Source organism: Pasteurella skyensis, assembly GCF_013377295.1.
GTDB lineage: Bacteria > Pseudomonadota > Gammaproteobacteria > Enterobacterales > Pasteurellaceae > Phocoenobacter > Phocoenobacter skyensis.
Map to the genome: position 1 here is coordinate 660537 of NZ_CP016180.1, position 12898 is coordinate 673434.

Here is a 12898-nt window from a genome sequence, read left to right on the forward strand (position 1 = left end):
AGTATTACCAACTTCCACCAGCACCACCGCCACCAGAACTTCCTCCGCCGAAGCCACCGCCTCCGCCAAAGCCACCGCTTCCAAAACCACTACTACCCCCACCAAATCTACCAGAATGATGAGACATTGAGCCAATCCCCCCTAGTGAACTTGGACTAACGTAGCGACTTTTACGCCCAACACTATTAAAAATAACAAATAACAGGAATGCAACGCCTAAAAAAATAAAGAAACCATCAAAAGGATCGGCTTTCTCTTTTTCTGATTCTAGTGGTTTATATTCTCCCTTTGTAGCTTGAATAATGGCAGATAAGCCACTTGCAATACCTTCTGCATATTTGTTCTGTTTAAAAAAGGGAACAATATTATGGCGAATAATAGTCGAAGCAATAGCATCAGGCAAAGCACCTTCTAAGCCTCTACCTGTTGCAATAAAAAGTTTATGATCATTTTTGGCAATCAGTAATAATACGCCATTATTTTCTTTTTGGCGTCCAATTCCCCATTTATTAAATAAATTAAAGCTATAACTAGAAACGTCTTCTCCCTCAGTAGACGGAATAATTACAACTGCAATTTGTGAACTGGTTTGTTGTCCATAATTTACAAGTGCTGTTTCTAATTGTTGTTGTTCCGATTGGGTTAATGTTTTGGTGTAATCAGAGACATATTGAAAAGGTTTAGGCACATCAGGGTAATTTGCTTGAGCAGATAAACTGATAAAAAGAGCAAAGATAATGCCAATATGTAATAAAATACGCTTTATCATTTTATAATGACCCCATTTGAAAGTTCATCAATATCATCAGTTTGAATTGGGTAATATTTTACGAGTTGAGTTTCCACTTCTTTAATCCCATTGCAAATTGCTTGGGTAAAGTTACCGCGTTGACATTGCTGTTTCATTGCATCATACACTGCTTGCCAAAACTCATCACCGACTTTCTGATGAATACCTTTGTCACCAATTACTGCCACATAATGTGGTTTAAACGATAAATAGATTAACACCGCATTGTGTTGTGCCGTTTGATACATTTCTAATTCATTAAACAGTTGTTCAGCACGCTCAATCGCAGAATGGGTTTTCGCTTTACGTTCCACCACAACCCGTAATTCAGCGGAGGTGTGTTGTTCTAAATGAGCAATGGCTTGTTCAATTTGTTGTGTATCAACAGGTAATTTTTTACTAAAAAAAGAAAAGAGTTTCATCGTGTTACCATTGGTATAAATGACATCAAGCGGTTAGATTTTTACAAAATCTTGCAAATTTTTCATCAGATCTTACCGCTTGCTAAGTCAATCATTTTAATTAAAGTTTACCGTTGGGGCATTTTCCGCACCTGCACTTGCTTTAAATTGTGGTTTTGATTGAAAACCAAATAAAGCTGCAAACAATTTAGTTGGGAATTGACGTACTTTTTTATTATATTCTTTTACGGCATTATTAAAGTTATTACGTTCAACATTAATTCGGTTTTCCGTACCTTCAAGTTGAGCTTGTAAATTTAAAAATCCTTCGTGTGCTTTTAATTCAGGGTATCTTTCTACACTGACTAATAAACGAGCTAATGCTGAGTTTACGCCTTGTTGAGCTTGTTGGAATTTTTCCATCTGCTCTGGTGTTGCTTTGCTTGGGTCGATAGTAGTTTGCGTTGCTTTCGCACGAGCTTCAATCACTGCACTTAAGGTCTCTTTTTCAAAATTAGCTTGCCCTTTGACGGTATTCACTAAATTAGGAATTAAGTCTGCACGGCGTTGATAAGCTGACTCCACATTTCCCCAAACAGAATTGATATCTTCTTCTGCTGTAACTAAACCGTTATAACTATTTTTTAAGGTAAAACCCCCCAAAACAGTGATAACGACTAAGCCGATTAAAATCCACTTTTTCATAAATTAAACTCCCAATATATAGAAAATACATAGAAAAAAAGCGAGCATTTAACCGCTCGCTTCGTATTAAGTTTTGAAATTAACGACGTAAACCTAAACGTGCGATAGTGTCTGCATAACGATTTAGATCCGTACGTTTTAAGTAATCTAAAAGTTTACGACGACGTGAAACCATTTTCAATAGACCACGACGACCGTGATGGTCTTTTTTGTGTTCTTTAAAGTGATTTTGTAAATGGTTAATTTGAGCAGTTAAAAGAGCGATTTGAACTTCAGATGAACCAGTATCTTTTTCATCACGACCAAATTCAGCAACGATTTTTGCTTTTGCTTCTGCACTTAGAGACATATTTTTACTCCTAAAATAAGTAAGTTAAAATTCATCAATAGCCGATCTCTAATTCAGCTATGACACGGAATGGCTAATTCTAAAGAGAATGTATGAAAAAAGCAAATAATAAAAAGAGCAACACCTCAATTTAGAGTAAAATTTTAGCAATTAATGTCAGTTTAGAGTATAAATGAATGTTTCTTGAAAGGGAAAGATGAGTTTTGATACAACAAAGAGTAATGAAGACAGGGCATCCCTTCTTTTACAATATATTTATATATCAATGCATTATGTGAGTAATTGATAAAATGTAGCGGTTACATCCAGTTCAAAATTTACAAGTATTATACCTAGCTTTTCTTAATATTATTTACATAATAATTATTAATTTCTAAAAATCAATAGGTAAAAGTTTACGATTACCTTGATAATAAAGGATATGCTTAACTAGTTCTTGTTGTGGTTTTATTTTTTTGTAGTAGAATGTCGTGATTGGAAAGTTTGTTTGTATGAAATGTAAACAAATAAAGTTTAATGTGAAAGAGTAAAATTAGAGAAGTTTGTTAATGATGAAAAAAATATTGATTACAGGCGGTGCAGGATTTATTGGTTCCAATTTAGTAGAACATTTTATAAACAAAGGTCATACAATAACAGTATTAGATAATTTTTCAACAGGCTATGAGCACAATATTGAGTTGTTTTTTGAGCATCCTAATTTTATTTTGATTAAGGGCGATATCAGAGATTTAGAAACTTGTAAAAAGGCGTGTAGTGGTCAGGATTATGTTTTACATCAGGCTGCTTTGGGTTCTGTACCTCGCTCTATTGAAGATCCAATTACAAGCAATGAAACGAATGTATCAGGTTTTTTGAATATGTTAGTTGCTGCAAGAGATGAAAAAATAAAACGCTTTGTTTATGCAGCAAGCTCATCAACTTATGGTGATTCTAAATCGTTGCCAAAAGTGGAAGATATTATTGGAAAACCTTTATCCCCTTATGCCATTACCAAATATGTAAATGAATTATATGCTGATGTGTTTTCTAAAACTTACGGTTTAGAATGTATAGGTTTACGCTATTTTAATGTTTTTGGAAGAAAACAAAATCCAAATGGAGCGTATGCTGCGGTTATTCCAAAATTTGTTATTCAGTTAATGAATTATGAAAGTCCTGTGATTAATGGAGATGGTACTTATTCACGAGATTTTACATATATTGATAATGTCATTCAAATGAATGAACGAGCGATGCTATCAGAGAATAAGGATGCAGTTAATACGATATACAATACGGCAGTTGGAGATAGAACAACTATTAAACAAATGGCAGAATTATTAAAAGAATATTTGTCTGAATTTGATAGTAAGATTGCTGATGTGGAGATTAAATATGGACCAAATAGAGCAGGGGATATCCCACATTCATTGGCGTCTATTGATAAAGCAAAAGAATTATTAGATTACCAACCAACACACGAGTTTGCTAAAGGCTTGAAAGAGGCTGTGGCTTGGTATTGGAAAAATTTAGAAAAATAAGAGATTAAAATGAAACATAAAATAGCAGTAATCGGTTTAGGTTATGTAGGATTACCTTTGGCAAGACTATTTGCCACAAAATATCCAACAGTTGGTTTTGATATTAACAAACCAAGGGTAGAAGAATTAAATAATGGACATGACGATACTTTGGAGGTATCTGATGAGTTGTTACAATCGGCATTAGTGCAAGAAAATCCATTTAAGAATGGTGTAAATGGATTGTATTGTTCGGCTGATTTAGAAGATATTAAAGGTGCTAATATTTTTGTAATCACTGTTCCAACGCCTGTTGATAAAAATAATCGTCCTGTTTTAACGCCGTTGGTTAAAGCGAGTGAAAGTGTCGGTAAGGTTTTGAAAGAAGGTGATATTGTTATCTATGAATCAACTGTTTACCCAGGTGCAACAGAAGAAGAATGTATTCCTGTGTTAGAAAGAGTTTCTGGAATGAAATTTAATGAAGATTTTTATGCAGGTTATTCTCCTGAAAGAATTAATCCAGGAGATAAAGAGCATACGGTTGAAAAAATATTAAAAGTAACTTCTGGTTCTACTCCAGAGATTGGAAAAATTGTTGATGATATTTATAAATCAGTAATTATTGCAGGAACACATTTAGCACCAACTATAAAAGTGGCTGAAGCGGCGAAAGTTATTGAAAACTCACAAAGAGATATTAATATCGCTTTTGTCAATGAATTGGCAAAAATATTCAATTTAATGGATATTGATACTCACGCAGTATTGGACGCTGCGGGTACAAAATGGAACTTCTTACCATTTAAACCAGGTTTAGTTGGAGGGCATTGTATCGGTGTTGATCCATTCTATTTAGCACAAAAAGCACAAGAATATGGTTACCACCCAGAAATTATTTTAGCAGGAAGACGCTTAAATGATTCTATGGGTAAATACGTTGCTGAGCAAGTAGTAAAAGCAATGATAAAAAAAGATATTGCTGTAAATAATGCGAAAGTTTTGATGCTTGGAATAACTTTTAAAGAAAACTGTCCAGATGTGAGAAATACAAAAATTGTAGATGTAATTTCAGCATTGGAAGATTTTGGAGTAAAAGTAACGACTTACGATCCTTGGGCAAATTCAGAAGAGGTAAAACACGAATACGGAATTGCAAGTACGCAAAAACTACCTAATAAGAAGTTTAGCGCTATTGTTTTAGGAGTTGCTCATAAAGAATTTAAAGATTTAGATTTATTTGCTTTAAAGGAAAATAAAGCTATAGTTTATGATGTGAAGGGTATTTTGAGAGAGAGTGACTCTAGGTTATAATGCAAAGAATAAAAAGTATATTCGCAAATAAAGATTATAAATCTTTAATAGAAAATCTTTTATCATTAGGTTTCCTACAATTTGCTAATTTGTTATTACCTCTACTTGTTTTACCTTATATGATAAAAACCGTAGGTTTTGATTATTATGGACAAATAGTTGTTTCAGCATCGTTAATAAAATATTTTCATTCACTTACCTTATATAGTTTTGGTATTACAGCAACAAGAGATATTGCAATACATAAGCATAGTAAATCAAAATTAAATTTCATTTTTAGCCAAGTAATGATTACAAAGTTAATATTCTTATTAGTTGCTTTAATTCTTATTACTTTGATTGCTTTGTTTGTACCTGTATTTTCAACATACAAAACTATTATATTTCTTTCTATGTTAGTATTGATAGGAAATGTATTATTTCCAGATTGGTATTTTCAAGGGATAGAAAAAATGAAATATATTACAATGATTAATGTTTTTATTAAGGTTTTTTTTACCCTTTTTATTTTCTTATTCATAAAAGAAAGAGAAGATTATTGGATATATCCTTTGGTTAATAGTTTAGGTTATATTTTTGCAGGAGTATTGGCATTGTATGTTGTTTTTGTAAGGCATAGAATACAATTATTAAAATTAAAACCTATACAAATAAAAACAACTATAACAAATAATTTTCCAATATTTGTAAATGAATTTGTACCTGTCTTATATAATAATACTTCAAGTCTTTTATTAGGTGTTTTTGTGTCAAGTGCTTCGGCAGGGATTTATGATGCTTTGAAAAAAATAGTAGATTTAGCAATTATGCTTTTAAATGTGATTTCAAAAGTATTTTTTCCATTTCTAAATAGAAAAAAAGACTTTTTTTCAAAATATAGAAAGATGTTTTTTCTGTTGGTATTTGTAATCATTGCGTTTATTCTTATGTTTTCACAGCAGATGTTTGCTTATTTCCGGATTGTAAATGAAAATGCGTTTAGTTTGTTGTTTATTTTGTTATTTGGAATTGTAGGAAGTGCCTTTTATTTGATTTATGCAGTTAATTATTTGATTGTTCATAGATTTGATAATTTAGTAATGAAAAATACATTATATGTTTCATTATTGAGTTTTGTTATTTCATTTCCTTTGGTCTATTTTTTAGAACTATTAGGTGCTGTAATTAGTATAACCATATCAAGAGTTGCATTAGGAACAATGATGTATATAACATACTTAAAGGTTAAGAATTATGAATAAAATAATTTATGTTTTTCAATTATTATATGGTTATTTAGTAGCAAAATTTAGTAGAATTTCTTTTGTGGGTACAACAAAATTTTTAGGTAAATTTAGAGTTATTAATAGTGGAAAAATTATTATAGGAAGTGATACGATAATTAATTCTATGAATAGAGGGTATCATATAAATATGCACTCTCCTTGTAAATTGTATTGTATGAATACTTCGGCAGTTATTTCTATTGGTAAAAATTGTAGAATACACGGAACTTCTATAAATGCAGAAAAAAAGGTAGAAATAGGGAATGGTTGTTTAATTGCTGCCAATACTCAAATAATGGATAGTAATGGGCATATTACTGATATGAAAGAACCTAATAATCGTTTACTAAAAAGAGATGAAGCAAAAGAAATTGTAATAGGAAATAATGTATGGATTGGTGCAAATTGTATTATATTAAAAGGTACAAAAATAGGTGATGGTAGTATTATAACAGCGGGTAGTGTTGTAAAAGGTAATATTCCTGCAAAATCTATTTACGGTGGAAATATAGCAACTTTAATAAAGCAATATTAAATAAATTATGAAAATAGCAATACATAAAAGAGAAGGAAGTTTTTCAGATAGATGGATAACTTATTGTAAAGAAAATAATATTTCTTATATAGAAGTTAATTGTCATTTGGGGACTATTTTAGAATTATTACTTTCAGAAAAAGTAACCCACTTAATGTGGCATATTAATCATGCTGATGATATAGATGTACAGGCATTTTCTTATGTGATGAATTCTGCCGATAATATGGGAATTAAAACATTTCCAAATTTTAATGCTCGTTGGCATTTTGATGATAAAATTGCTCAAATGTATTTTTTAACATCATTCAATCAACCACTTGTGCCAAGTTATGTGTTTTTCGACGAAAAAAAAGCATTAGAGACAAGTAGAAGTATAGATTATCCTATCGTTGCAAAATTAAAGCGTGGTGCTGGTGCAACTAATGTTAAACTAATTCATAATTATAATGAAGTAAGTGAATACATAAAAAGAATGTTTAGTATAGGAATTTCTCCACATTCTGCACCATTGGGAAATCTAAAACAAAAAGTACGAATAGCAAAAGCAATTAAATCTCCAAAATTATTAATCAAAAAAGTTTTTGGATATTTTTATAGAGTTATTTCTAAACAGAATAGTCTAGGAAATGAAAAAGGCTACTTTTATTATCAAGATTTCTTACCTAAAAATGATTATGATACTCGTATTGTAGTTGTTGGAGATAAAGCAATAGGTATAGTTAGAACTAATAGAGATAATGATTTTAGAGCATCAGGAAGTGGGAAAATTGTGTATGATATAAATAAAATAGATATAGAAATGATTAATATTGCTTTTAAATTAAAAGAAAAAAGTAAATATGATTGTTTGGGATTTGATTTTGTTTATGATAAAGACAGAAAACCTAAAATTATTGAAATATGTTTTGGATTTTCTATGTTGGCATATGATAAATGTGAAGGTTATTGGGATGAAGAGTTGCATTTTCATAAACAGACGTTGAATTTACAATATGAAATGATAAAAAATTTTATTGCATAGATTTATTTTCGTTTATGGATAAATTATTAGATGTTGGATAAGCAGAAGTAAACAATGAATATTAGTTTAGATTTAGTAGATTATTTGTATAGTGTTGTTATATTTTTTACAACTTTTATTTTTGCGATCATTATAGGTCGTAAATTTAAGTTAAGTTTGAATATGATAGTAGTACTTTTCTTGTGGCATTCTCTATTTTCTATTATTTATTATACTATTTCATTGCTTCCTAATTCTACTTACGATAGTGTAGATTATTATTTAGCATCATCACAAGAGGATTTGGGGGGGGTGAGTGTTGGTACTCAATTTATAAGATATTTTACATCCTTTTTTACCAAAGGATTTGGTTTTTCTTATTTAGGAAATTTTTTATTATACAATATGATCGGGGTAGTTGGTTTTTTTGCATTTGTTGCTTCATTAAAGAAAACTAATGTGTATAAAGTATCAAATTGCAAAAAGTATTTTTTCTATATGTTAATTTTTTTACCATCATTAAGTTTTTGGTCTTCGGCTATTGGAAAAGATGTTTTTTCATTTATGGCTATTGGTTTGTCAATATACTCAATGATTGATAAACCTAAATATTTTCTGTTTTCCATTTCTGTGTTATTTATGTTTTTAGTAAGACCCCATGTTGCTATGATAATGTTGGTAGCAATGATGTTATCCGTTATGGTCTATTCAAAAACGAAGTTTTATATAAAATTTTCTTTTGTTGCAATAGGTTTAGTAGTTGCTTTTGTTGCCATTCCTTTTGCAATACAATATGTAGGTATACAAGGAGATATTAGTTATTCAAGAGTGATTGAATATATACAATATAGGCAAACTTTAAATCAACAAGGAGGCAGTAGCCTTAATATTAGTTCTATATCATTACCTATGCAATTAATAACTTATGTTTTAAGACCTTTTCCATTTGAGGCACATAATTCTTTTGCTTTGTTTACTAGTTTAGAGAATGTTTTTTTGTTACTAATATTTATTAAAGGAATCGCTTTATTTTTGAAAAAATCGAAATCAACAATAAGATATAATTATGTTTATATGTTGTCTTTTTCAATTGTTTCTTGGGTATTATTAGCAACAACAACAGCTAATTTAGGATTGGCATCAAGACAAAAATGGATGTTTGTACCTGTAATATGTTTTTTGATTTTTGCAAAATGGCAGAAAAGAGATAGCAAACATGATAACGAATAAAAAAACTTATTTCCTTATATCTGACCAATTAGGCGGTGCAGAACAATTATTATTTCAATTAGCTAAAAATGATTTAAATAACAGTAAGGTCTGTTTTTTTAAATCAAAAAGTACAGATGTTTGGGAAAATGAAAGTATAAAAACTTATTATTGTAATAATAGTATTACAAATTTTATAAAGTTTTGCAGTAAAGAAAAATTTGATGTTGTTTTTTCAACACATTTGATGATAAATGCTCTTTTAGGTTTTTTGAGAGCATTGGGGATTTTGAAAACCAGTAAATTAGTTTGTAGAGAATCTACTTCTGTTTTTGACCGTTATAGTGGAAGAAAACTTTTGAAATATAAAATTGCTTATTGGTTAGGATATCGAAAAATTGATTTATTGATTACCCAATCTGATTTAATGAAAGAAATTTTATTACAAAATATTCCTTATTTATCTAATAGAATGCAGGTTGGAACAATTCCTAATTTATTTACTTTGCCAAGTGATGAAATTCTTAATGAAGATATTGAAGTAAAAGAAAATGTTATCGTAGGAGCAGGGCGATTAATTCCTGAAAAGGGTTTTGATATTTTAATAGAGGTTTTTGCTGAACTTGTAAAAAAATATCCCAAAATGAATTTGGTAATTTTAGGAGAAGGTGATGAAAGAGAAAAATTAGAAGGTCTTATTAAAGAATTAGATTTGTTTGAAAGTGTACATTTATTAGGTTTTGTAAAAAATGTATATCCCTATTTTAGACAAGCAAAAGTGTGTGTTGTATCATCAAGAAAAGAAGGTTTTCCTAATGTATTATTACAAATGATGTTGCAAAATGAAAGAGTTGTTTCTACACGTTGTGCAGGAGGAATTGATAAAATAAAAGGTGTTGAAATTTGTAAAGCAAATGATAAAAATGAATTATATAGTGCGATAGAACATACTATATCTAAATCAATAACAAATGAAAGATTGTTATTTGATAAGGAATTAGAAAAAAGAAGTATTGATGTCTTTATTCATTCAATAAATAAAAAATTAGGAAAGAAATGAAAGTAAAATATTTAGTCAGATTAGATGATGCTTGTCCTACAATGGATTGGCAAAAGTGGCAAAGATTTGAGAAAATTCTTGATGAAGCAAATATAAAGCCATTGGTAGGTGTTATTCCTAATAATCAGGATAAAATGCAGATGAAAGATGATGCTAATCCTAATTTTTGGAATGTGGTAAAAGAATGGGAAAATAAAGATTGGGCTATTGCTTTACACGGAAATAATCATACGTATTGTATGTTAAGAAAAAATAAAGGATTAAATCCTATTAATTCATTTTCAGAGTTTGTCGGGAAGTCATTAAAAGAGCAAAAAGAAATTATAAAAGAATCGTGGGAAACTTTTTTATCTAATGGAATTGAACCAAAGTATTTTTTTGCACCTGGACATTCTTTTGATGAAAATACATTAAAAGCAATGAAAGAAGAAACAAACATTCGTATTGTTAGTGATATGATAGCAAGTAAACCATATTTTGAACAGGGTTTTACTTTTATTCCTTGTCAAATGGGGAGTTTTAGAAAAATAAAATTACCAGGCTATTATACGGCTTGTTTTCATCCGAATGAAATGAATGATAATGCTTTTAATAAAGTAGAAAAATTTATTAGTGAAAATAGAGAAGATTTCATCAATTTTGGAGAGTTAAATTTGAAGAGTTTGTCTAGTTTATCATTGTATGATAGGTTTTTAAGAGTGTTGTATTTTACAATGCGTAGGTTAAAAAAAGTATTAAAGTAAATGAAAAAGAAACTTTTAATAGTAGTAAATGTAGATTGGTTTTTTATTTCCCATAGGCTTTGTATAGTTGAAGAAGCAGTGAAGCAAGATTGGGATGTCTATGTAGCTTGTGCAGATACAGGACGAAGTAAGGAAATTATAGATAACGGTATTAATTACATTAATTTACCACTTTCTCGTTCAGGGATGAATCCTTTTCAAGAGTTAAAAACACTTATCAGTCTATTCAAAATATATAAAAAAATACAACCAGATGTTGTTCATCAAGTTACAATGAAACCTGTTGTTTATGGCTCGGTAGTAGCAAAGATATTGAAAATAAAAAATGTTGTAAATGCTATTAGTGGCTTGGGGTATAATTTTACAAGTAAGAGAAAATCATTTACCGCCAAGTCTATTATTAGATTGATGAAATATGGTTTTAAAAGAGAGAATTTGACTATTATATTTCAAAATAGTGATGATGAGAGAGAGTTAAAAAAACTTGGAGCTGTATATGAAAAAAATAAAATTGTAAGAATAAAAGGTTCAGGGGTTGATTTAGATACATTTTTGTATAGTGATTTTCCGACTTTTAATAGAATAAAAATACTTTTTCCTGCAAGAATGTTGTGGGATAAGGGCGTAAAAGAATTAAAAGAAGCAACTGATTTGTTAAAATTAAAGTATCAATATAAAATTCAATTTATTTTATGTGGTTTGGCAGATACCGAAAATAAAGCAGGGGTTACGGAAGAATATATGAATAATTGGCAAGATGGGGATTATGTAAAATGGATTGGTTATCATCAAGATATGGTTCAGATTTATAAAGATTCTCATATTGTAGTTTTGCCTTCCTATAGAGAGGGAATGCCAAAATCTTTATTGGAGGCTTGTGCCATTGGAAGACCTATTGTTACGACTAATGCAACAGGTTGTGATGAGTGTGTTGAAGATGGAGAAAATGGCTTTAAGGTATCGGTTAGTTCATCAAAAGAATTAGCAGAAGCTATAGAGAAACTAGTTAATAATGAACAGCTGATAAAAAGTATGGCAATAAAATCAAGAAAAAAAGCAGAAAAAGAATTTGATGTTAAAAATGTTATTGCGAAACATATAGAAATTTATAATAAAGGTTTAGAATGAAAATAGTAATAACAGGAGCATCGGGTTTTGTAGGAAGTAACCTTTCTGCTGATTTAGGAGATAAAGGTAATAAAATTGAAAAAGTATCATTGCGAAATGAAAATTTTACTTTTGATAAAGGCGCAGATGTAATTATTCATTTAGCAGGTAAGGCGCATGATACTTCCAATACAAGTGAAGAGAATGAATACTTTAAAGTTAATACGGATTTAACAATAAAAGTATTTGATGAATTTTTAAATTCAGATATAAAAGATTTTTTCTTGTTTAGTAGTGTGAAGGCTGCTACTGATGGTGTTGAAGGACTTTTACGTGAAGATTATATAGCAACTCCTAAAACGCCTTATGGGAAATCAAAGTTGAAGGCGGAAGAATATTTATTATCGAAAGAGTTACCACAAGGAAAGCGTTTGTTTATTATTCGTCCTACGATGATTCATGGTGAGGGAAATAAAGGAAACCTAAATTTATTATATAAAATAGTAAATAAGGGAATTCCTTGGCCATTGACATCATTTAAAAATGAACGTTCTTTTTTATCTATGGATAATCTTAACTATGTAATAAGTGAGATGTTAAATAATAAAGAAATTGCATCAGGAATTTATCATTTAGCAGATGATGAAACTATTTCTACCAATCAACTAATAAAGATTATTGCTAATACATCAGGAAAAAAAACTCGTTTATGGAAAATTCCTGTTAATTTAATTAAATTTGTTGCGAAAATCGGGGATAGATTAGGATTACCATTAAACTCGGAAAGATTGCAAAAGCTAACTGAAAATTATGCTGTTTCTAACAAAAAAATAAAAACAGCATTAGCAATAGAAAAATTACCTTTAACTGCAGAAGAGGGTCTAATAAAAACAATTAAATCTTTTAAGGAATAAA

General features: G+C 29.7%; 14 protein-coding genes. 10 read left to right on the plus strand and 4 right to left on the minus strand.

What is annotated here, in order from left to right; translation table 11 throughout:
* Window positions 1-4: 4 nt before the first annotated feature.
* The 4 genes from A6B44_RS03060 to rpsO form a co-directional block, all read right to left on the minus strand.
* The gene (locus A6B44_RS03060) at window positions 5-769 is read right to left on the minus strand and encodes a TPM domain-containing protein (RefSeq protein ID WP_090921313.1); all 765 of its coding nucleotides are present in this window, start codon (window positions 767-769) and stop codon (window positions 5-7) included.
* A complete protein-coding gene (locus A6B44_RS03065; protein WP_090921314.1) occupies window positions 766-1212 on the minus strand; it encodes a TPM domain-containing protein in 447 nt (148 codons plus the stop codon). Before A6B44_RS03065 ends, A6B44_RS03060 begins: the two co-directional genes overlap by 4 nt.
* Before the next feature lie 96 nt (window positions 1213-1308).
* Window positions 1309-1896, minus strand: coding sequence for a LemA family protein (locus tag A6B44_RS03070; RefSeq protein WP_090921315.1), 588 nt, complete (start codon window positions 1894-1896; stop codon window positions 1309-1311).
* A gap of 79 nt (window positions 1897-1975) precedes the next feature.
* Window positions 1976-2245, minus strand: a complete 270-nt coding sequence (rpsO, locus tag A6B44_RS03075) for a 30S ribosomal protein S15 (protein WP_090921316.1) — start codon at window positions 2243-2245, stop codon at window positions 1976-1978.
* 548 nt (window positions 2246-2793) lie between these two features.
* Between rpsO and A6B44_RS03080 the strand changes: the two genes are divergently transcribed.
* Genes A6B44_RS03080 through A6B44_RS03125 form a run of 10 tightly spaced genes read left to right on the plus strand, consistent with a single transcriptional unit; the run spans window position 2794 to window position 12897 of the window.
* Window positions 2794-3768 carry an SDR family oxidoreductase gene (locus A6B44_RS03080; RefSeq protein WP_218061386.1) on the plus strand — a complete coding sequence of 325 codons (975 nt, stop codon included), beginning with the start codon at window positions 2794-2796 and terminating at the stop codon, window positions 3766-3768.
* 9 nt (window positions 3769-3777) lie between these two features.
* Window positions 3778-5061, plus strand: coding sequence for a nucleotide sugar dehydrogenase (locus A6B44_RS03085; RefSeq protein WP_090921318.1), 1284 nt, complete (start codon window positions 3778-3780; stop codon window positions 5059-5061).
* Window positions 5061-6302 (plus strand): oligosaccharide flippase family protein, encoded by a 1242-nt coding sequence (locus A6B44_RS03090; protein ID WP_090921319.1) that lies wholly within the window; start codon window positions 5061-5063, stop codon window positions 6300-6302. The genes A6B44_RS03085 and A6B44_RS03090 overlap by 1 nt, the downstream gene beginning before the upstream one ends.
* Window positions 6295-6861: an acyltransferase gene (locus A6B44_RS03095; RefSeq protein WP_090921320.1), complete on the plus strand. Its 567-nt coding sequence runs from the start codon at window positions 6295-6297 to the stop codon at window positions 6859-6861. Before A6B44_RS03090 ends, A6B44_RS03095 begins: the two co-directional genes overlap by 8 nt.
* Window positions 6862-6868: 7 nt before the next feature.
* Complete coding sequence (locus A6B44_RS03100; protein WP_090921321.1) at window positions 6869-7885, plus strand: ATP-grasp domain-containing protein; 1017 nt, start codon at window positions 6869-6871, stop codon at window positions 7883-7885.
* A 54-nt stretch (window positions 7886-7939) separates the two neighbouring features.
* Window positions 7940-9094, plus strand: coding sequence for a hypothetical protein (locus A6B44_RS03105; RefSeq protein ID WP_090921322.1), 1155 nt, complete (start codon window positions 7940-7942; stop codon window positions 9092-9094).
* Window positions 9081-10133 (plus strand): glycosyltransferase, encoded by a 1053-nt coding sequence (locus A6B44_RS03110; RefSeq protein WP_090921323.1) that lies wholly within the window; start codon window positions 9081-9083, stop codon window positions 10131-10133. The genes A6B44_RS03105 and A6B44_RS03110 overlap by 14 nt, the downstream gene beginning before the upstream one ends.
* The gene (locus A6B44_RS03115; RefSeq protein WP_090921324.1) at window positions 10130-10876 is read left to right on the plus strand and encodes a DUF2334 domain-containing protein; all 747 of its coding nucleotides are present in this window, start codon (window positions 10130-10132) and stop codon (window positions 10874-10876) included. The genes A6B44_RS03110 and A6B44_RS03115 overlap by 4 nt, the downstream gene beginning before the upstream one ends.
* Entirely contained in the window at window positions 10877-12004 is a 1128-nt protein-coding gene (locus tag A6B44_RS03120; RefSeq protein ID WP_090921325.1) for a glycosyltransferase family 4 protein, read from the plus strand. It abuts the gene before it with no gap.
* The gene (locus A6B44_RS03125) at window positions 12001-12897 is read left to right on the plus strand and encodes an NAD-dependent epimerase/dehydratase family protein (protein WP_090921326.1); all 897 of its coding nucleotides are present in this window, start codon (window positions 12001-12003) and stop codon (window positions 12895-12897) included. Before A6B44_RS03120 ends, A6B44_RS03125 begins: the two co-directional genes overlap by 4 nt.
* The last annotated feature ends 1 nt before the right edge of the window (window position 12898 follow it).

Excerpts from the sequence above, each read along its gene's own strand:
- A6B44_RS03060 (WP_090921313.1), bottom strand. The coding sequence starts at position 769 with ATGATAAAGCGTATTTTATTACATATTGGCATTATCTTTGCTCTTTTT.
- A6B44_RS03065 (WP_090921314.1), bottom strand. The coding sequence starts at position 1,212 with ATGAAACTCTTTTCTTTTTTTAGTAAAAAATTACCTGTTGATACACAA.
- A6B44_RS03070 (WP_090921315.1), bottom strand. The coding sequence starts at position 1,896 with ATGAAAAAGTGGATTTTAATCGGCTTAGTCGTTATCACTGTTTTGGGG.
- rpsO (WP_090921316.1), bottom strand. The coding sequence starts at position 2,245 with ATGTCTCTAAGTGCAGAAGCAAAAGCAAAAATCGTTGCTGAATTTGGT.
- A6B44_RS03080 (WP_218061386.1), top strand. The coding sequence starts at position 2,794 with ATGATGAAAAAAATATTGATTACAGGCGGTGCAGGATTTATTGGTTCC.
- A6B44_RS03085 (WP_090921318.1), top strand. The coding sequence starts at position 3,778 with ATGAAACATAAAATAGCAGTAATCGGTTTAGGTTATGTAGGATTACCT.
- A6B44_RS03090 (WP_090921319.1), top strand. The coding sequence starts at position 5,061 with ATGCAAAGAATAAAAAGTATATTCGCAAATAAAGATTATAAATCTTTA.
- A6B44_RS03095 (WP_090921320.1), top strand. The coding sequence starts at position 6,295 with ATGAATAAAATAATTTATGTTTTTCAATTATTATATGGTTATTTAGTA.
- A6B44_RS03100 (WP_090921321.1), top strand. The coding sequence starts at position 6,869 with ATGAAAATAGCAATACATAAAAGAGAAGGAAGTTTTTCAGATAGATGG.
- A6B44_RS03105 (WP_090921322.1), top strand. The coding sequence starts at position 7,940 with ATGAATATTAGTTTAGATTTAGTAGATTATTTGTATAGTGTTGTTATA.
- A6B44_RS03110 (WP_090921323.1), top strand. The coding sequence starts at position 9,081 with ATGATAACGAATAAAAAAACTTATTTCCTTATATCTGACCAATTAGGC.
- A6B44_RS03115 (WP_090921324.1), top strand. The coding sequence starts at position 10,130 with ATGAAAGTAAAATATTTAGTCAGATTAGATGATGCTTGTCCTACAATG.
- A6B44_RS03120 (WP_090921325.1), top strand. The coding sequence starts at position 10,877 with ATGAAAAAGAAACTTTTAATAGTAGTAAATGTAGATTGGTTTTTTATT.
- A6B44_RS03125 (WP_090921326.1), top strand. The coding sequence starts at position 12,001 with ATGAAAATAGTAATAACAGGAGCATCGGGTTTTGTAGGAAGTAACCTT.